The sequence below is a fragment of the Pseudomonas sp. AK106 genome (genome assembly GCF_053903055.1).
In genome coordinates, this window is record NZ_CP096426.1 from 686,323 (window position 1) to 705,966 (window position 19,644).

Genomic DNA, 19,644 nt, shown 5'->3' on the forward strand with positions numbered 1-19,644 from the left:
CTTATGAAAGCATCGGATGCAGTAGCCAAGGTTCTGGCGGACACTCAAGTCCTCTACGGTTTCGAGCTCATCGGTGGAATGATTGCCCACCTGGTGGACAGTATCAACTTGCTCGGTAAGACCAAGTTGGTTTCCATGCACCATGAGCAAGGCGCCGCCTTCGCTGCATCCGCCGTCGCGCGCGCGACGAGTCACAAAGTGATGGGCGTGGCACTGGGCACAAGCGGCCCGGGCGCCACTAACCTGATTACCGGAATTGCCGACTGCTGGTTGGACAGCCATCCGTGCCTGTTCCTGACCGGCCAGGTCAACACCCATGAGCAGAAGGGCGATCGGGCTATTCGCCAACAGGGTTTTCAGGAGCTCGACAGCGTTGCCTTGGTGAGCAGCATCACCAAGTACGCTCACCAGGTCACCCATGTTGACGAACTGATTCCTTGCCTGCTCAAGGCGATCACCATCGCCCGCGAAGGCAGGCCAGGGCCCGTGCTTCTGGACATTCCCATGGACGTTCAGCGGGCCGAAGTCGACGACGCCGTGCTTGATGAATTGCTGAGCGCATGGGCCCGCGAGTCGGACCGGGTGCCTGCGCAGAACGCCTCTCATGAAGACGTCTGGGCATTGTTGGAGAAAGCTCAGAAGCCGCTGTTCCTGATCGGTGGCGGCGCGGTGAACACACCCGGGTTCAGCCAATGGTTGAGCGAGGTCCGCAGGCTGGGCATCCCTCACGTTGCGAGCCTGAAGGGCGCCGAGAAGGTGCCCGCCAGCGAGCACTACATCGGGATGCTCGGTGCTTACGGGACGAGGGCGGCCAACTACGCCGTGCAGCATTGCGACCTGTTGATTGTTCTCGGCAGCCGCATGGACGTACGCCAAACCGGCGCCAAGCCCGAAACCTTCGCCCAAAACGCGCACATCGTGCAGTTCGATCTGGACGCCGCTCAGCTGGATAACAGGGTGAAGGCGCAGCAGTCGATCCACGCCGACCTTGAAGGGGTTTTCGCCTCCTTCATTGCTCGCGCTCCGATGCTGCCGTCTGCGCCGCCGTCCTGGCATGCAAGTTTGGCGCAGGTGTTCGAGCAATCGTTCAAGGACGAGTACACCGACTTGGGTTTCAGCCCTTTCGCTCTGTTCGGTGCCCTCAACGAATTGACCGAAGGCCGGGCGCTCGATTACGTGGCCGATGTAGGCAATAACCAGATGTGGGCCGCGCACACGTTGCGCCTGAACGCCGGTCAAGCCATGCACCACTCCGGCGGTCTGGGCACGATGGGCTTTGCCATTCCGGCGGCCGTGGGTGCCTGCATCGCTGGGCACAAGCCAGTTGTGGTGATTACCGGTGACGGCGGGGCCCAGCTGAATATTCAGGAGCTGGACATCATCGCCCGTGAGCGTCTGCCTATTCTGACGGTAGTACTGAACAACCACTCATTGGGCATGGTGCGCGGCTTTCAGGAGATGTATTTCGAGGGGCGTAACTCCTCGACGTACTGGGATGGCTATACCTCGCAATTCAAAGCCCTGGGTGAAGCGTACGGCATTGATTCGCGAAGCGTGATCGACCTGGACACGTTCAAATCCGCGGTCGTGGAGTTCCTGGCAAACGGCAAGCCGATGCTTATCGAAGTATTAATGCCAGACGCCCGCGAATGCCGACCGCGCCTTGAGTTCGGCCGTCCGATCCACGAGCAGTCGCCGTTGCTGGACCTGGGTCAATGAAGGTTGCCATCCTTGGAGCCAGCAGCCACATCGCCAAGGACCTGATAGCCAGTCTCGCTCAATCCACGGCGTACACATGCACGCTGTTTGTGCGAACGCCCGCCACCCTGGACGCAGGCGTTCAAACGATCGCGGAGTGCGAGGGCTTTCCGGTTCTCGACTACGCCGCTTTCGATGACAGCGGCGAGTTCGATGCGATCATCAACTTCGTTGGTGTAGGCGATCCGGCGCGGGCCGTACAGATGGGCCAGGCGATTTTCAGCGTCACGGAGCAGTACGACAATCTGGCTTTGGCCTATTTGCGTAGCCACCCTGCCTGCAAGTACATCTACCTGAGCAGCGGCGCCGCGTACGGCACCAACTTCTCGGCACCGATCACTGGGGACTCGGTCGCCGTTTTCCCCATCAACGATCTGCAGCCACAGCACTGGTACGGCGCGGCCAAGTTTCAGGCTGAATGTCGCCACCGAGCGCTGCCAGAGGCCGCCATTACAGATGTGCGAGTCTTCAGCTACTTCAGCCATCGCCAGTCGTGCGAGGCGCGGTTCTTCCTGAGTGACATCCTGAGGTCCCTGCACACGGGCACCGTGCTGGAAGTTGCTCCCGATGACATGCTTCGCGATTACCTCACACCTGCCGACTTCATGCAGTTGATCGACCGTGTTTTGCAGGCACCTCCCGGTAACGATGCAGTGGACTGCTACAGCCTTGCGCCGGTGGGCAAGTTCGAATTGCTGGCAGCGGTGAGCGATGAGTTCAGTCTGAAGTTTACGGTTGCTGGTGAGCAGGCGCGGGTGAACGCGACCGGGCCCAAGGCTCATTACTATTCGCACAATCGCAGGGCTGAGCAGTTGTTCGGCTATGTGCCCGGTGACTCATCGCTGAGCGGCGTGTTGCGCGAAATCAGGCAGGCGCTGCATGCAAGAAACTGAAAAAGCGTGGCCACGGCTTCACGCGCTTCTCAAGATAAAACTGGTCCGGTTTGCGTTGGTAGGGATGTTGAACGCGGCGTTCGGCTACGGCTGCTTTGCCGGCTTCCTTTACCTCGGTCTGCACTACAGCATGGCATTGCTGCTCGCCACGATCCTGGGCGTATTGTTCAACTTCAAAAGCACTGGCGCCCTGGTGTTTGGTTCGAAGAACAACAAACTCATCTTTCGTTTCGTGGCCGGCTATGCCGTTGTCTACGCAGCCAACGTGGCCGGGATCGCTGCGCTGAAGTTGCTGGGCGTAAACCCTTACCTAGCCGGCATCGCTCTGATCGTGCCCATGGCTTTACTCTCATTCGTCATTAATAACAGGTATGTTTTCAATTATGCGTAAGCTCATCAGCATAGTGACCCCTTGCTACAACGAAGAAGCCAATATTGATGAGCTGCACCAGCGCATCGTCGAGGTGATGTCACGCCTTGACTACGATTACGAACATATCTTCATTGATAACTGCTCGACCGATAACAGCATCGTGAAGTTGCGCGCACTGGCTGCGCAGGACAACCGGGTCAAGTTGATCCTTAACGCCCGAAACTTCGGTCATATCCGTTCGCCCTACCACGCCCTGCTACAGGCTCGGGGCGACGCGGCCGTGCTGATCGCCTCCGACCTGCAAGACCCGCCAGAGATGATCGAAGAGTTCGTCAAAAAGTGGGAGGAGGGCTTCAAGACCGTGATGGCGGTGAAGCCAGAAAGCGAAGAGTCGCGTCTGATGTTCATCGCACGCCGCGCCTATTACCGCTTCGTGACCCGCATCTCGGAAGTCCCGCTGGTGCAGAACGCAACAGGCGCAGGCCTGTTTGATCGTGCGGTCCTGGACATTCTCAAGAAGATTGACGATCCGTATCCGTACTTCCGTGGGCTGCTGTGTGAAATCGGCTTTCCGATCGCAACCGTGCCGTTCAAGCAACCACGGCGCCAGCGCGGCATCACCAGCAACAACTTCTACACTTTGTATGACATTGCCATGCTGGGTATCACCAACCATTCCAAAGTGCCTTTGCGTCTGATGGTGATGGGGGGCGCGTTGCTTGCAGGGTTAAGCCTGTTGGCAGCGTTTGGTTTCCTGATTGCCAAGCTGGTGTTCTGGAACTCTTTTCAGATGGGTATCGCTCCGCTGCTCATTTCGCTGTTCTTTTTCAGCTCGGTCCAGATTCTGTTTCTGGGGATGCTCGGAGAGTATCTGGGTTCGGTTCACACCAAGATCCGCAACATGCCGCTGGTCGTCGAACTCGAACGCGTAAATTTTGATTAACTGTCCGAGCCTTATACTTTGAAGCCATTGATCAAACCTGCCCCATACCGCCCTGCCGATGTGAATGTTTTTAGATCGTGGCGTACGACCGTTGCCTCTGAGTGGAAGCTGATACTCATCGGCGCGGTCGTGACGTTCTTCCTTGCCAGCATTCTCATGAGCGGGCTACATGACGGTTTGACGCCCGACTTAACGCGACCTTTCGGGTATAAGGGCGACGGTTTGTTCCACGCCTGGATGGCGCAACGCGTCGCGGAAGGCTGGTTATTCGATAACCTCAGAAGTGGTTATCCGTTCGGCTCCAACTTCCTTGATTTTCCGGGTTCGGACGGTGCCGACCATTTGCTGATCAAGGTATTCTCCCTGATGAGTGGGGGGTGGCCGGGTGGAGTAAAACTGTTCTATCTGCTTGGATTCCCTTCTTGTTTCGTCGCAACTTACGTAACCGCTCGGGCTTTCGGCCTGAGTCGCAGTTTTGCGGTGACAGCCAGCGTGCTGTATACGTTTGCACCCTTTCACTTTCTGCGGTTGCAGCATCTTTTTTACACCTGGTATTTAGTGGCTCCGGTGTTTTTCTATCTGGCATTGGACATCTACCATACCCAGAATCGTCCGCATCCGTCGGGGCTCAGACCTACGCTGCGTAGAATCGTGGTGGCGGCGGCAGGCATGCTCGTTCTTGCCTCGTTCGGCGTGTATTACGCCCTGTTTGGGATAATCATTCTTGCATCGGCCGGTGTGATGAGTGCCCTGACATCGCGCAATTCCCACGGCGCGACAAAAGCTGCACTGCTCATTGCTGCGACCGTCTTTGGTGTAGCCGTTAATATCGCGCCCAATGTGATTGGGACGTTCAAAGACGGTCCTAATCCAGAGGTCGCCCAGCGTTCGCCAGGCGAGTCCGAGCTCTATGGGCTGAAGATGATGCAGTTGTTGATGCCCCGGACAGACCACCGAGTTGCGAAATTAGGTGAGGGGGCTCAGCTCTATAACCAGATAACCCCGCTGATCAACGAGAATTCCACTTCATCGCTCGGTGTGATCGGTGCTGTCGGCTTCATGATGGCGTTGCTGTACCTGATCTTCGCCCCGGCCCGTACGGAACCCAGCCGCAGGCTGCGCCTATTGGCGGTCACGACATTTGTATTGTTCCTGTTTGCGACGGTGGGAGGCTTGGGCTCCTTGTTCGCCATGGTGGTCTCGCCCTCCATACGTGGATGGAACAGAGACAGTATTTTCATAGCGTGCGGCGCGTTGTTGTTCTTCTTCATTTCGCTCCAGCTTTTGCTACAGAAAAGAGCCCCTCTGTTTTCCAAGTACTCGGTGCCTATTGCGCTCGTTTTGCTGTTGGCAGGGCTGTACGACCAGACGGCTCCACCTTGCAAAGACTGCAATGCCACTAATGATGCAGCGTTCGATAGCGACCGAGACTTTATCCACTCAGTCGAAAAAGCGCTTCCTGCAGGGGGGGCGGTCTATCAGCTGCCGTATATAGGCTTTCCAGAAGTCCCAATAATGAATCGTCTGTCCAATTACCAGATGATGACCGGCGTGCTGCACTCGTCGGCGCTGCATTGGAGCTTTGGCGGCATGAAGGGCCGGCCGGGTGACCTGTTCTATCGTGCTCTGGCTCAAGAGCCTATGGAGCGCCAGATTGAGGTGATCCGCAGGCTCGGGTTTGATGGTATTTATATAGACCGCCGTGGATACGCTGATAACGCTGAGGCGCTCATCCAGGAAGTATCGCAGTTGCTAAAACAGGTCCCGTTACTTCAGAGCGGCGACAGAGAGCTGGTTTTCTTTAAGCTCGATAACAGCGCGCATCCCGATCTGGCAGGCCTTTCTGCAAATCAGATCGGGAAGGTCGCCGGCTACTACGTTGACGCTCTTGGGCCGCGCTACAGTGCGGACCTGCCAAGCGGCATAGACTTTACCCGAGGCGGTTTCCCCGAGTTCATCAGCGACGCACAAGGTCTGTATGCCTTGGAGCCATGGGGGCGATGGTCCTCCCAGCAGGCGTCCTTCAAATTTACCGATCCCCTGCCGCAGAAATTCACTCTCGTGCTGACGGCCCAGCTCTACGGTGCCAAGGGGCAAGAGCCGACACTCGTCAAAATTGGCAATCGTGAATACGACATCCGGCTGACCGCAGGTGTCTCGCAAGTCAGTCTTGATGTTGATCTCGCAGGCGTAAGCGCCGACAGCATAACGTTCGTGCCGCCGAATCCGGTTTCGCCCAAGCAGCTCTCTGGAAGCGCGGACGATCGGGTGCTTGGGATAGGCTTCGTGTCGATGCGGATAATTCCGTGACACCAGATCGGCGCTGACCTCCCTGGCAGGAGGCTTCAGCGCCAACACTTCGAGACCATTGGTGCGACGCTTGAGCCGCACCTCAGGCTGCAGGGCAGGCCTGTGGCGTCCTTGCCACCTTTGCCGGCAGCATCGTCTCAGGGAATCAGCACTGCCTTCAGCTGCTCAGCACTTTGCTTCCACGTCAGCCAAGGCATTGAGTCCGATGACGGGTGATGCCCGGTTTCCCTTTGCGTCAGCCAGGTGGTGATCGAGTCTGCAAGCGCCTGAGGCTCCAGGCCGCTGAAGTAGGACGCATGCACGCCGGCTACTTCCCGGAAAACCGGGATTTCACGAATGATCATCGGGACTTTGTGCTGCGCTGCTTCAATGAGCGGCAAGCCAAACCCTTCACCCTCGGACGCCGCGATCAGGCACGAGCACGTTGAATACACCTGCTCCAGATATTCGTCACTGATGCCTTCCAGCCAGAACAGCTTTTTGTGCATCTGCGGGTGGGTTTCCAGTCGAGCAACAAGCTCGTCCACCAGCCAACCGCGTTTGCCCACAATAACCAGATTGATCTCGTGACCTTGCTCCCACAGCAGCTCAAATGCCGAGAGCGTCTGTGCATGCCCTTTGCGAGGCTCGATGGTGCTGACCATGAGGAAGGAAGGGTGCTGCGAGATCAGATCCAGCGTCTGGGCCGCCTCATCAGGCATCCCTCCGCTTGGCAAACTGTTATCGATGTCGGCACCAAGGTGGAAGCTTTCAATAACGGGGCCGCTGTCGATTCGGCCCGGAGGGTTCTCCGCGAGCCAGCTGCGCAGTTCTACCGCTACCGCCTCAGAGATACAGATCAGTCTGTCCCCGACAAGGCAGATTTTTTCAAGCCAGTTTCTGAAAAAATCAGGGTTCGGCGCATGCCACCAGTCTGGGCGGTGAATCAATAGCAAGTCATAAACCAGGTAGTTGATCTGCACACCCGCGTTCTGCATGTGGGTGTGCAATGGCTGTAGCTGACTGGCGAGGTGCATATTCAGATCAAGGGATAAGTAGACATCCCCTTGAGTGACATCGATGGGCGAGTCTATGGAGGCGGTTTGGTCAGATGTCACCGCTGACGTGAATTTCTCCGCGTAGTAGTAAGAGCCTTCCTGATAGTAAATCGGACGCACGTCGTAGCCGGCAGGTGCGGAGTTCAAGAACTCGTGCAGCAAGCTTCGCACGACTCGCTGAATGCCGGACTTGGCATCCGAATGCACAATGCTCGAGACATCCAGCAGCAGCTGGCTACCCTGATTGCCTTTGAAATTATAGGCAATGCTTTTCGCGACCCTTTGGATCGCCTCGTCAGACTCCGGAGCAGCGTCGATAGCGACTAGCTCAGCAATCACCGAGTGCTTGTCGATACCGGAGGAAGCCACCGGAGACCTTGGGCCAAGGGACTCGATAGCCGCGATCGCTTTGGTTGCCGACGCGTCCCACGAAAAACGTTTGGACTGCTCGAGAGCGTTCTCAAGGAGGCGCTCGCGGAATGAGTAGTCCTGGAGGCCCTGTTCGATTTTTTCGGCAATGGAGCTGATCGAAAATGGATCGAACAGGGCCTCTTCCATCCCTATGACTTCAGGGACGCTGCTGCAGTTGGAACCAATGACGGGGGCACCGCATGCCATGGCTTCCAGCACGGGCAGTCCGAAGCCCTCATGGGTCGACGGGAAGACAAAAAGCGTTGCCATCGAATAAAGCGCAACGAGCTCGTCATCTTCGACATACCCAGTCAGTACCAACTGGTTCTCCTGCAAGCCGAACGCTTCAGCGTATTGCAAGAGTTCGCTGCGCTGAGGCGGATGAAGTTTGCTGGCAATCACGAGTTGGTGAGAGAACTTCAATTCAGGCGAGAGCGTGCTGTACGCTTCTATCAGCCTGGCAAAATTCTTCCTGGGGTCAAAACCGCCTGGCGCAAACAGAATGTATTTGCCGGTGATTCCTAGCCGACCAAACAGCAGTGCAGAACCAGCAGCATCAAGCTGCGTCGGCTTGAACTGGTCTCCAATGGCCGCGGAAATATTCGCAATCTTGCTTACAGGTATCGAGAGGTGCTCGGCGCCTTCATTGCTGGACGAATTAGAGATCGCCAACAGCATGTCAGCATTTTTGAGCCACTGGATTTTTCTGAAGTAGTAGTCACGCAATGCCGGATTCGGCAGATAGACGTCCGGATCCAGCAATGGGATCAGGTCATAGAAAATGACCGCAGTCTTGTGCCGGGTCTCACAGGCGCCGATAGACGTCACAGCGCCAGCCCAAGGCCCTTCAAAGACGCTGCTGACCAGAACGACGTCTGGCTCCAGTGCATCAAGAAACCGTTCGCGGAGAACTTCCGATGCCTGAGCAGTCCACGGCCCCGGCGCGCGATCATCGGGCACGTCGAATATGCGAATGCGGTCTGCGGGAATCAGCGGCGCAAAGGCCGCTTTGATGCTGGCGATACTCTCGGTCAGCTTGCCATTCAGAGCGATCCAGATCTCATGGTTCTGTGCGAGTTTTGCAATCGCCAGGCTCAGAGAAAGCGAATATCTGCCTATTCCACGAAACCGGCTCTCTGATTGCGCGCCTTGCAGGTCTATTACTATTCGCATCACTTACTTTCCTTGCGCTCAAAAGCCTGTTTGAGCTCCATATAAATTTCGGCCTCCCGCAAGCTTAGAGACGAGGCGTTGGCAGGTGTCGTCTGGCTTGTGGCAACCGGTGCTACCGAGTGGACAGATAGCGCCCAGAGCTTTGCCCGCAAAGACGCCGGTAAAAATTTGATGCCGGTCCGGGCATAAGGCTTTAGAAACGGGCGCGCAGAAACGAAGTTGATCGCCCTCAGGGCAAGCGCTCTCTTCTTGCTCGCTTTGCGAGTAACAGGTTCGCTGCGTGAAACAAAACTGGAGAGTCTTCTGAGCGGTTGCGTGATTTTCCACGAAGTGCTCTGCACTACCGCGTTCAAGTGGGTGGCCATGTTGTGCCTGTCCGAGGCGATACCGTCCAGTTGCACCTGGAGCTGCTGCATGTCGGCATGCAGATTATGTGTGCCATCTTCGAGGGTCTGCACGACAGAACGAAGATCCTGGATTACGGCCTCAAGATCGGCGTGCTTGGCTTTAAGCTTTTTATTCTCGTCGCTGACGGTGAGGTGTTCATCAACCAGCGCAAAGTTTTGCTGCTCCAATGCTTCATTTCGTGAAGTCAGCAGGCCATTGTGATATTCCAGATATCCATTCTTGTACTTCGCATCACCTAATTCCGTTGTTATTTCCGAGATGGTTTCCAGAAATTTTTCAGTGGTTGATGATAGTTCCGCCATTTGTGTCCCTACTTCCTGGAATCTTTGTTCAATATTCGTATCTGCCAGGAATTTCTCGGTAGTCGACGACAGTTCCGCCATCTGCGTCCCTACAGCCTGAAATCGCTGTTCAATACTTTGATCGTAACGGGCAGCCAACTCGCCGGGGGTAATCCCGAAGGTCTGGGCAAAGGGTTCGTCAAAAAGCGACATTACGGAGTCAGCCGCTTTTTTCTGCGCGACAATTGCGTAATCAGGGCTGGAACTGCCGAGCGCTGTGATTAGGTCAATCGACGTGGCGGGATCATGCAGGCGGGCTTCTTCCTGGAGGCGCAGCAGCTTGCTTCGTTCAAAACCGGAGAACTCGGTCAGGAAGGACAGTAGCAAGTGCGGGATCGGTCGCTCGTGGGTCGGATCCATATAGAACCCGTTGGATCCGACGAAAAGGTTTTCTGCGTTAGGCGTCTCGAGAATCAATAGCCCCCCGGGCTTCAGCACCCGAAGTGCCTCGTTGACGAGGTCCTGTAACGCCGTAAAAGGTATGTGTTCTACTAGGTGAAATGCGCTGATGACCGACACACTCTCAGCAGCACGCGCTCTAAGGGAGCCCACGGCATCACCCAGGTCGGCCGGCAGGCCTCGCGTTCGGCAACCTTCAAGCATGCCCTCATCCAGGTCTACGCCGCGCGCAGCGAACCCGGCGCCGATGACCATTTCCAGCCATTCACCTCGGCCGCAACCGAGGTCAACAGCGACTGGCCCATTTTCCAGTTGGAGAAACGGTTGAAGGAACGGCATGTAGGCCTGGAGGCGTTCGAGGATCAGTTCCCTTGAGCCACGGTGACGATCCTCAAAGGCCCTGTAAAAACGAGCAACCATCAATCACACTCCACGGTAGGAGGTATCCATGCCATACCGATAAATTTATGTTCTGAAATGTTCACAACGTTGAACACCAGCGCCAGGTCCCGCCATTCAAAGTTTTCAGCAATGTGGGTATCGGAGGAGTGGAGGGCGACAGCAACCGAGTACGAACCAATACCAAGATTTGCCGTAAAGCTAAACTTGTAAGAGAGCCGGGTGCCTGCTTCAACAGAGTGCAACTTGCACTCAAGATGATGGGTGTTGGTCCCGAACACATCCTGGCCCAGCCGGTCCTTGATCACGTACCCCACGACCAACTCAGGGAGGTCGACGTTGGCCTGTACGTTGATCGTCAGGCACACTTCAGCGCCGACCCCGACGTATTCAACCGGGGCGCCACGCTCGTACAGCGTCACGCTTTCTATTGATGCTTCGCCTGTCCCCGATCGCGTCTGTACCCCTTTCCCTTCGAGGGAAACCACTTCTACGGTGCTGTTTTCTTTCTGGGCAATGATTGCGTTGTAGTAGTCCATCACCTGTTCGGGAGGACCGTCTTTGATGACTGTGCCATTGTCGATCAGGATGGCGCGATTACACAGCGCCTGGATCGAGCCTCGATCATGCGACACGATCAATAACGTAGTTCCGGCTTGCTGGAATTCTTTGATGCGACTGAAGCTCTTGTGCTGGAAATAGCTGTCACCAACCGACAAGGCCTCATCGACGATCAGAATATCCGGGCGGAACGCAGTGGCGACCGCGAACGCGACGCGCATCTGCATCCCGCTGGAGTACGTCCTGACAGGCTCGTTGAAGTACTCACCGATCTCGGCAAACGCTTCGATGTCTTCGATGACCTCATCGATCTGTGCAGTGTTGAAGCCCATGAGACCGGCAGCATGGTAGACGTTCTGGCGCCCTGTCAGCTCCGGGCTAAAACCCATCCCAAGTTCAAGAATGGCGGCAATCCTACCGTTGACCTGGATCTTGCCTTCTGTCGGGCGAAGGGTGCCGGTGATCATTTTCAGAAGCGTCGACTTGCCCGCCCCGTTTTGACCCACGATACCGATTGCTTCCCCTGCCTCGATCGAAAAGTTGATATGACGCAGCACCCAGTGTTCATAGCTGGGTTTGACAGGCAGATAGAACCATTTTGCGAATCGCTGCCACTCGGATGTATAGGTGCGGTAGGCCTTGCCCACATGGCTGATGGATAACAAGGTCATAGTGAGTCCACCATTTCAGGAGCGGCGCGTCGGAACAGAAACAGTCCCAGGACCAGCAAAGCTGCGGAGAGGCCAATCGCTATGCCGAGGTGAGCGAGGTTAGGCGCAACCTGATAAACCAGTACATCGTGGTAAGCCGTGACCACTGGGAACATGGGGTTGAATTCCAGCGCTCCCCGCATGTTTTCAGGAATGATGTTCAGCGAATAAACGATAGGCGTGAACCAGAACCAGACCTGCAGCACGATCGGCACAACCTGCCCGATGTCCCGGACAAAGACGTTGAGCACGCCCAGCACCAGGCCAAGTCCGACAGCCAAAGCGGTGACGGTCAATGTCAATGGGATCAACCAGAGCATCTGAAGGCTGGGCATATGACCCAGCAGTGCGAATACGATGAAAACTGCGACGAACAACAATAGGTTGTTGAGAAGGCACGAGCCCACAACGATCACAGGGAGCGCGATCCTCGGGAAGCGCATCTTCTTCATCAAATTGCCTTGCTCGATGAATACAGTCAGGCATCTCCCGACAATCTCGGCGAACAGGTTCCACGCCAGGATGCCCGCCATCAAATAGAGGGCGTACGCATATTTGTTATCAATGCCTGGCAGTCTGGCGGCGAGGACGTTGGACAGAATGAGGGCGTAGATCGCGACTTGGGAGAGGGGGTGGATGATCATCCAAAGCCCGCCTAGTTTGCTCCTTGCAAAGCGTGCGATGAACTCATTGCGGATGGATGTGATGATGAAGCTTCGGTATTCCCAAAGCCCTTGCAACATACCGTACATTCTAAAACCTCAATGACCTGTTCTGTAACGCCTGAGTTGTGCGAAATCGGTGGGGCGTCCTGGCTCATGCACCGCTTGCGATCTTATGCCGTGCATAAAACCTTGCCGCAGATGATCGGCTCCCCTCCACCAGCGCCTGATGACGGCATGGGTGCCGGCACCATACCAGAAGCGACGAATCGCCGCCCGCACGGAGGCAGCTTGCTTTGAGCAAGCTGGGGTTGATCATGAGGGTGCGGAATCGAGGGTAGAGGCGCCCGAATGATTCATGCGCTGTCACTGGCTGCAGAGACGCCTGACGCGACCCTGCAACCAGGCCCGGATAAGCGGGCGAGAGGCTACGCCTCAGCTACCGGCCCGACCATAGACGTCTTCAAAACGCACGATATCGTCCTCACCCAGATAATCACCGCTCTGGACTTCGATCAGCACAAGGTCGATCACGCCCGGGTTGGTGAGGCGATGCTGATGCCCTGCACGAATAAATGTCGATTCATTGGTGTTGAGCATCAGCTCCTGATCGTCATTCACGACAATTGCCATGCCGCTGACCACAATCCAGTGCTCGCTGCGATGATGATGCATCTGCAGGGACAGCGACGCTTTAGGCTTGACGACGATGCGTTTGATCTTGAAACGCTCACCGTTTTCGAGCGTGGTGTACGTGCCCCACGGGCGATGCACCGTCTGGTGCAACTGGTGAAGCGTGTGCCCGGATTTTTTCAGCTGAGTGACGATGTGTTTCACGTCCTGAGCGTGATCCTTATGCGCGATCAGCAACGCGTCTGCCGTATCAATCACAAGCAGGTCTTCAACGCCAACCAATGCGGTCAGCCGCTCCTCGCTGTTGACGTAATTGTTGCGAGCGCCGTGAGCAAGCACTTCACCTTCGCAGCGATTGCCGTGGTCGTCCTGAGGGGTCAACTCGCTCACCGCGTTCCACGAGCCGATGTCGCTCCAGCCAATGTCGCAAGGGACAGTGGCGACGCGATCAGAGCGCTCCATCAAGGCATAGTCGATGGAAATATCCGGCACTTTGGCGAACGAGTCCGCGTCCAGCGCCAGGCAGTGGTAGCCCGCCGACTGGGTCAATCGAGAACTTGCGATTGACTCGACCGCCGCGTCCAGGACGTCTGGTGCATGTTTGGCGAACTCTTCGAGCACTGTCCCGACTTTGAAGCAGAACATGCCTGAGTTCCAAAAGTAGTTGCCAGCGGCAACGTACGTCTCGGCGGTCTTCAGGTCCGGCTTTTCAACGAAGCGCGAAACCTTCAAGCCGCCTGCCTCGCCTGCGGAGCCACCGGCCTCGATATAGCCGAAGCCCGTCTCAGGGTATTGCGGCTGAATGCCGAAGGTGACCAACCAGCCCTTTTCGGACAAGCGTACTGCGTTTTCAACGGCTGCAGCGAAGGCGCGCTCATCCTGGATCAGGTGATCTGCGGCCAGGACCAGCATGTGCGCGTCAGCGCCATTGAGTTCTTTGATCTGCAGCGCCGCCATCGCAACGGCAGCCGCAGTGTTGCGGCCGAAAGGCTCGAGGATGAAGGCTTGAGCCAGCTCCCCCTTGTTCACGGTCCGATATTCGTCTTCGGTTTTGAAGAGCAGATCACGGTTGGTGACGGTGAGGATTTGCGAAACGCCTTCCAGTGCTGCGGCCCGAAGGAACGTCTTCTGGATCAAATTCTGGCCGTCGGGGAGCGTCATGAACGGCTTCGGATGGGCCTCGCGGGACACGGGCCACAGCCGGCTGCCGACGCCGCCTGACAAGATTACGGGGATTAGATCCATATGGGGTTATCCTGAGCAAATACGCGCAAACTGATGATGGATGGTGTTCCGATCAGTTCGGAGCACGTGTTAATTGTGATCGGCACTCGACGGAGCAGCGGCTCTGAACCAGCTCGTCTGTAGCGGAAGGTACGGCCACTCTGATTAAATTGGGGCCTAGCCGTTCTTCGCATCAGAATACCAGAGATGAGGCGCGAAGCTGTATGGGGCCTGCGCATCGCAGCAGGTACGGACAGCGCACGCGACGTTGGGCCGTGGCACTTAAGCTGCTGAAGCTGCGGGTCGATATTTTTAGTATCCGAGAATGTGGCCAGTTTTCTGGCCCCCTGAGGGTGGTGCGGAAGCCTGAAAGGGCTTCGTTTGGCGACCGTGGCCTTTACTGGGTTAGCGGCAGTTATCGCCGTTGATCAAGATAGGCTCGATCTTGTTTAACACCTGATATGGTACACACGTTGTTAAAGAGCGCCGTTGAGTCAGCGGTTCACCGCAGTGTGTGGCCGTCTGGATTCGAGCAGCGTCGCGAGGATGAGGTAAATGATTAGAGGTAACGTCGATATCGCAAATGAGGAGGTGCTGGCCGGGTGGATCGCAGATACCGCCCACTTAGCGAATTCTGTGCGTATCAACATATTCGTAAATGGGGATTTCGCTTTTAGCTCTATCTGCGATATGTATAGAAAAGATATATTTGATGCCGTTGGCAGTGGCAATCACGGCTTTGAGGTTGCCCTTGCCCCGCATCTAAGTTTTGGGAAAAACATAGTTGACGTCAAGGCTGAAGGGCTGGCTTTCGAATTTCCTCAGTCTCGCTTCGTAGTGAAGTGCAGAAGGCTGGGGGCCGAGGACCTCGTAGAACAGGGTCGAGACGGTTGGCTGTTTCTAAAAAACGACTCAAACAAATTCAACGATGTGCTCCAAGGGCACCTGCCGCTTGACAAGGAAATGCTGAAGTATTTGCGCAGAACCTTCAGTTATCGAAGAGCATTCGCGATTCAGTCAGGGTGCAAATTCCTTCAAGTCATAGTGCCGGACAAAAATGTAATCTGTAACTCCTATAAGACCGTGCCGTTGGCGATATCTGAGGCTAGGCCAAGTATCCAGCTGTGCGAAGAGTTGGGTGGGGGGCTTACTAATTACACTTTCTATATTGCTGATGATTTGATGCGCGAATCCGATCCCGCTAGTTTTTTTTATAAAACGGATACTCATCTGTCTCCTAAGGGGCAGGTCTTTTTAATGGATTTCGTTCTTGGCTTTTTTAATATTGCGCCAAGCTATGATGTAGAGCTTGAGCTTGAAGAGTTTGTGGGCGACCTAGGCGATAAGCTAGACCCGCCTCTAGGTGAGCAAGCGCTGAAGGTCTTGTCACGATCGGAAGTTCGAGTGGTGTTCGACACGATAACCCCAGCGCTCATATCAGGCGCGACAATTTCTGGCAATGTGCTCCATAGGCTACGTGAGCAGCCCAAAGGGTATGGGCGGCTATATTTGTATGGCACATCGAGCGCAAACCAGATGCTGAGCCTGTTGTGTGCCCAGTTTGATGAGGTAGTGTTTACGTGGGGGAATTCTGCAGATCCCGATCTGGTTACAAAATTTAAGCCGCATTTCGTGCTTGGAATATTTGCTGAGCGGTTTCTGAGCGGTCCGCCTCAAGATCTAAATATAGACACAGATCTCAGTTTTTTAGATCGCCGTTCGGTTGAGTAGTCTCAAAAAATTAGGATGATTTAGAATGATTACTGTAAGTGGTGAAGTGCAGCGAGACTCAAGTTCAGGATTGTTTGGGTCCGTTGAAGAAGTTGAGGTTTGGGGTGTAAGTGGGTGGTTTATAGACGCTGCTCAGACCTCGGCGCGGCATATGATTAATGCATACATTAACGGAATTCACGTTGGTACGGCGAAGGCAATGTACCACCGAACGGACATCAGCGCCGTTTTGTCAGCAGATGCCTACTGCGGTTTTCGACTGCTGTGGGATAAGTCCAAGCTTAATGAAGTAGTTGCTAAATCAGAAGGAGGTGGTGACCTAGAGCTGGTGTTGCTCGCGAAAGACAACACCGTTCGGCTGTCGACTCTCTATCGACCTACGTTGGACGATTGCATCAAGTGGGCTTTGCCAAGTCACGTCTACGGAAATCTAGATTTGATTGATCAAAGTCTCAGCGTTATTGGGTGGGCGATTGATGCGCGTAAATCTGATAAAGCGCATGTGGAATTGGTCATTGATGGGCAAGTAGTTGCGACAGTTGCCGGAAATCTACCGCGTCCAGATCTGGGCGTTCTGAAGCCTTCATATATTCTTTCGGGATTCAAAGTCAAGGTCCCCGCGTCCGCGATTAAACGGCTGCGGTTTACCGTCGAAACTCGCGTTGCTGGCTATCCGTTACCCGGCTCGCCTTTGAGTTTTGATTTGGCATCACGTATGTCAATCAGCGACCCGAGAATTGATAAAGGATATCTCGTCGCAGATCTTCTGGGTTGGCCAGGGGGCGACCTGAAGGCGGAACTCTACATGGATGGGGTATTTGAAGAAAATATTATTTTTCGAAATGCGCTGCCAAATGGACGCAAGTCCGATGTCGCGACTGCGGCTTGGCCGATAAGAGGTGAACTCGCAGACGGTCATCCTAGAATCTATTGCATAGTTATTCGTGATAGCAATACCGTCATTCGGAGTGACTCGCTGCCGCTTTCATATCCCGAATACATATCAAGTATCGACTCTGCCAGCCCCCATCACCTTGCTGGTTGGGCGTTTAATACATCGAGCTCAGCTTCACTGAATCTTGGTCTTTACAAGTCTGGAGCGCTGGTTCACCAAGCCAGATGTGATGTATATCGTCCTGACGTAACCAGTAGCTTTAAAGATTCGCCTCACAATTGCGGTTTTTTCTTCGATCTTGGCACTGAAAACGCATCGACAGCGGAGTATCTCGTCAAAGATCTTGATACGGATATCATTATCGGTGAGATTTCTATTGCTTCTCCTTACGAGGCTTTACAGTCCGTTGCAACGGAGATCGTCGATGTGTCTAGGGCCGGATCTAAAGCGCTAAAGCACGTGTTGTCTGAGCTAATCTCTAGACAAGCCGGGACGAGTGTTCACTTTTGGAAAAAACTCCCGAAGATCTCAGGTATAAAAGACGCCAGTAGCCTGGACGTGGTTATTCCGGTTTACGGTGGCGCAGCAGAAACTGTGGAGTGTGTCGAAAGTGTCTTGGCTGCGGTCAATCAAAAAGCTATTCGCGTAGTTGTTATAAATGATTGCACTACAGATCCCCTTATCAAATCATACCTTGACGCGTTGGAAGCCCGAGGATTGCCTAACGTGATGGTAGTCCATCGTCGGTTGAACGGAGGCTTTTCAGCGGCGGTGAACACAGGATTTGTGATAGCCGGGAATAAAGACGTAATTCTTTTGAATGCGGATACTGTTGTTCAGAATGGCTGGGTCGATCGGATTTGTGCAGCAGCAGATCAAGATACGCGAATAGGGACTGTAACGCCAATATCGAATAATGCGGAAATTTGCTCGGTTCCTTACATTTGTAAGTCTTTAGAAGTTTCTAATCCAATGTTCGCCCAAGTGATCGATGCAACTGCCGCGCGGGTCAACGCTGGAAGAATTGTCGATATCCCGGTGGCGGTTGGTTTTTGCATGTTCATTCGCCGCGAGTGCCTGAGTGATATAGGCTATTTTGACGCTGCAAAGTGGGGGCGAGGGTACGGTGAAGAGGTGGATTTCTGCCTTCAAGCTTCATCTCGCGGCTGGCGCCATGTAATGCTAGGCGATACTTTTGTAATCCATCGAGGAAACGTTTCATTCGGAAGTGAGAAGCTTGAGCGCGTTAAAGAGAGTGCGCGGAAAATCTCCGAGCAATATCCATTTTACGATAGCCTCATCCAGCGCTTCTTATCCTCAGATCCAGGTCGCGCAATCCGTCGAGGGGTTAATCTTGCACTCATTTCCGACTTTGTAGAAGGTAAAAGAATCCTGCATATCACCCATTCTTTTGGTGGGGGTACTGGTAAGTATTTACGAGACCTGTGTGCGATTCATGCGCGAGATGGCGACACGCCTATCTTGCTGCACTTTGATTCATCAGGTTCTTCATCGCTTGATTTTGATCTTTCCCACTATCCAGAGACTGACTTCTTTAGCACCTATCATCGTGAGGTCTACGGCGCCGCAGATAATGTTGCGCTGATGGAGGATATTAAAAGCCTAAATATTGATCAGGTTCATATACATGCGCCTTTTGGCGTCCCTATCGGGTTCGTGAAGTGGCTTACCCATAGTTATCCATACGTCGTAACGGTCCATGATTACTCGTGGATCTGTCCTCAGGTGACCTTGAGTCCCGCAGCCAAGTACTGCGGTGAACCTTCAGTTGCGACGTGCAATGGATGCGTTAAATTTCATAAGCCACATGGTGGTCTGCTTAAGGTTTTGGAAGACGTCAAAGGCGATGTAGCAAAGTTTCGCGATATCTATCGACCCGTACTTGCCAATGCCGAACGCGTGATCGTAGGGGCGCATGATGTACAGAAGCGCATGGAGCGCTTTGGAATGGAAGGGACTTACAAAGTTGTGCCGCATGCTGCCCCTCCCTCTACATCGCGCTTGCCTCGGGCGAGAGCGAGCATTGCACCGGCGTCCTCAGGTTTCGTAAAAGTAGCCTTGATTGGCGGCATCAGCGACATCAAAGGCTTTTACACTCTTAAGGCATGTGCAGTTGAAGCTTTGGCCAAAAAGCTGCCAGTTGAGTTTATCGTATTTGGTCACACTATGGATGATTCCTCCCTGACCGCTCTTACCAATGTTCGTATCTTGGGGCGTTATAAGGAGTCACAGCTTGATTCTTTAATCAAACATTACCAGCCGCACGTTGCTTTTTTTCCAAATAAGTCCCCCGAGACGTTTTCCTATACGTTAAGCCACGCGTTCAGACTTGGCCTATGGCCTGTTTCTTCGCACTTAGGTGCACCTGCTGAGCGAATCCGAAATATGAAATTCGGTCGTGTTATAGATGAGAATGTCTCTGTCGAAGAAACGGTTCATATCCTTCTAGAGGAAGGTATCAAGAGAGCTGGTATTTCGTATGCAGCCCCAGAGGATTCTCTGGTTTTTGAAGGGACTTATTCGTCATATATTTCTTATGGGGATAATCAAGATGAGGTCCCAAGACTATCTGCACCATCACAAGTGAGAAATGGGGTTATTGTTTCTTGATTGGATATCAGATTAGCTAGCCTGTATTAGGCGTCCGGCTGACTAACTAGCCGGACGCTTAAGGGATCTACAATCTATTTCATGCTTCTCAGATGCTTATCGCTCTGAACGCCTCAGGCTTGGGCTGGCTTCCGGGATGGCTCTCTTGTGGC

The 19,644-nt window shown here is 54.3% G+C and carries 12 protein-coding genes; 7 read left to right on the plus strand and 5 right to left on the minus strand.

The window, feature by feature from the left end:
- The first annotated feature begins 3 nt into the window (after positions 1-3).
- From M1E04_RS03205 to M1E04_RS03225, 5 genes are read left to right on the plus strand one after another with little or no spacing between them, the layout of a single operon-like run.
- Entirely contained in the window at positions 4-1,719 is a 1,716-nt protein-coding gene (locus tag M1E04_RS03205) for a thiamine pyrophosphate-binding protein (RefSeq protein ID WP_456292380.1), read from the plus strand.
- Complete coding sequence (locus M1E04_RS03210) at positions 1,716-2,651, plus strand: NAD-dependent epimerase/dehydratase family protein (RefSeq protein ID WP_456292381.1); 936 nt, start codon at positions 1,716-1,718, stop codon at positions 2,649-2,651. The genes M1E04_RS03205 and M1E04_RS03210 overlap by 4 nt, the downstream gene beginning before the upstream one ends.
- Positions 2,638-3,042 (plus strand): GtrA family protein, encoded by a 405-nt coding sequence (locus tag M1E04_RS03215; protein ID WP_265388217.1) that lies wholly within the window; start codon positions 2,638-2,640, stop codon positions 3,040-3,042. Before M1E04_RS03210 ends, M1E04_RS03215 begins: the two co-directional genes overlap by 14 nt.
- A complete protein-coding gene (locus M1E04_RS03220) occupies positions 3,035-3,967 on the plus strand; it encodes a glycosyltransferase family 2 protein (RefSeq protein WP_456292382.1) in 933 nt (310 codons plus the stop codon). Before M1E04_RS03215 ends, M1E04_RS03220 begins: the two co-directional genes overlap by 8 nt.
- 18 nt (positions 3,968-3,985) lie before the next feature.
- Entirely contained in the window at positions 3,986-6,277 is a 2,292-nt protein-coding gene (locus tag M1E04_RS03225; RefSeq protein ID WP_456292383.1) for a DUF7024 domain-containing protein, read from the plus strand.
- Positions 6,278-6,414: 137 nt separating this feature from the next.
- Here the strand turns inward: M1E04_RS03225 and M1E04_RS03230 are convergent, their stop codons facing one another.
- From M1E04_RS03230 to M1E04_RS03250, 5 genes are all read right to left on the minus strand, one after another.
- Positions 6,415-8,898, minus strand: a complete 2,484-nt coding sequence (locus M1E04_RS03230) for a glycosyltransferase family 4 protein (protein ID WP_456293142.1) — start codon at positions 8,896-8,898, stop codon at positions 6,415-6,417.
- Positions 8,898-10,466, minus strand: coding sequence for a class I SAM-dependent methyltransferase (locus tag M1E04_RS03235; protein WP_456292384.1), 1,569 nt, complete (start codon positions 10,464-10,466; stop codon positions 8,898-8,900). Before M1E04_RS03235 ends, M1E04_RS03230 begins: the two co-directional genes overlap by 1 nt.
- Positions 10,466-11,677, minus strand: a complete 1,212-nt coding sequence (locus tag M1E04_RS03240) for an ABC transporter ATP-binding protein (RefSeq protein ID WP_456292385.1) — start codon at positions 11,675-11,677, stop codon at positions 10,466-10,468. The genes M1E04_RS03235 and M1E04_RS03240 overlap by 1 nt, the downstream gene beginning before the upstream one ends.
- On the minus strand, positions 11,674-12,468 hold the full coding sequence (locus tag M1E04_RS03245) for an ABC transporter permease (RefSeq protein WP_456292386.1): 795 nt from the start codon (positions 12,466-12,468) through the stop codon (positions 11,674-11,676). The genes M1E04_RS03240 and M1E04_RS03245 overlap by 4 nt, the downstream gene beginning before the upstream one ends.
- 345 nt (positions 12,469-12,813) lie before the next feature.
- Complete coding sequence (locus M1E04_RS03250) at positions 12,814-14,256, minus strand: mannose-1-phosphate guanylyltransferase/mannose-6-phosphate isomerase (RefSeq protein WP_456292387.1); 1,443 nt, start codon at positions 14,254-14,256, stop codon at positions 12,814-12,816.
- A 534-nt stretch (positions 14,257-14,790) separates the two neighbouring features.
- On the opposite strand from M1E04_RS03250, the gene M1E04_RS03255 reads away from it, so the two are divergent.
- Both M1E04_RS03255 and M1E04_RS03260 read left to right on the plus strand, forming a co-directional pair.
- Positions 14,791-15,966 carry a hypothetical protein gene (locus M1E04_RS03255; protein ID WP_456292388.1) on the plus strand — a complete coding sequence of 392 codons (1,176 nt, stop codon included), beginning with the start codon at positions 14,791-14,793 and terminating at the stop codon, positions 15,964-15,966.
- A gap of 25 nt (positions 15,967-15,991) precedes the next feature.
- Positions 15,992-19,492 (plus strand): glycosyltransferase, encoded by a 3,501-nt coding sequence (locus tag M1E04_RS03260; RefSeq protein ID WP_456292389.1) that lies wholly within the window; start codon positions 15,992-15,994, stop codon positions 19,490-19,492.
- Positions 19,493-19,644: the final 152 nt, after the last annotated feature.

What these genes read in the sequence shown, in the direction of transcription:
- M1E04_RS03260 (WP_456292389.1), top strand. Translation starts at nt 15,992, where the DNA reads ATGATTACTGTAAGTGGTGAAGTGCAGCGAGACTCAAGTTCAGGATTG.
- M1E04_RS03205 (WP_456292380.1), top strand. Translation starts at nt 4, where the DNA reads ATGAAAGCATCGGATGCAGTAGCCAAGGTTCTGGCGGACACTCAAGTC.
- M1E04_RS03230 (WP_456293142.1), bottom strand. Translation starts at nt 8,898, where the DNA reads ATGCGAATAGTAATAGACCTGCAAGGCGCGCAATCAGAGAGCCGGTTT.
- M1E04_RS03250 (WP_456292387.1), bottom strand. Translation starts at nt 14,256, where the DNA reads ATGGATCTAATCCCCGTAATCTTGTCAGGCGGCGTCGGCAGCCGGCTG.
- M1E04_RS03210 (WP_456292381.1), top strand. Translation starts at nt 1,716, where the DNA reads ATGAAGGTTGCCATCCTTGGAGCCAGCAGCCACATCGCCAAGGACCTG.
- M1E04_RS03240 (WP_456292385.1), bottom strand. Translation starts at nt 11,677, where the DNA reads ATGACCTTGTTATCCATCAGCCATGTGGGCAAGGCCTACCGCACCTAT.
- M1E04_RS03215 (WP_265388217.1), top strand. Translation starts at nt 2,638, where the DNA reads ATGCAAGAAACTGAAAAAGCGTGGCCACGGCTTCACGCGCTTCTCAAG.
- M1E04_RS03245 (WP_456292386.1), bottom strand. Translation starts at nt 12,468, where the DNA reads ATGTACGGTATGTTGCAAGGGCTTTGGGAATACCGAAGCTTCATCATC.
- M1E04_RS03255 (WP_456292388.1), top strand. Translation starts at nt 14,791, where the DNA reads ATGATTAGAGGTAACGTCGATATCGCAAATGAGGAGGTGCTGGCCGGG.
- M1E04_RS03235 (WP_456292384.1), bottom strand. Translation starts at nt 10,466, where the DNA reads ATGGTTGCTCGTTTTTACAGGGCCTTTGAGGATCGTCACCGTGGCTCA.
- M1E04_RS03220 (WP_456292382.1), top strand. Translation starts at nt 3,035, where the DNA reads ATGCGTAAGCTCATCAGCATAGTGACCCCTTGCTACAACGAAGAAGCC.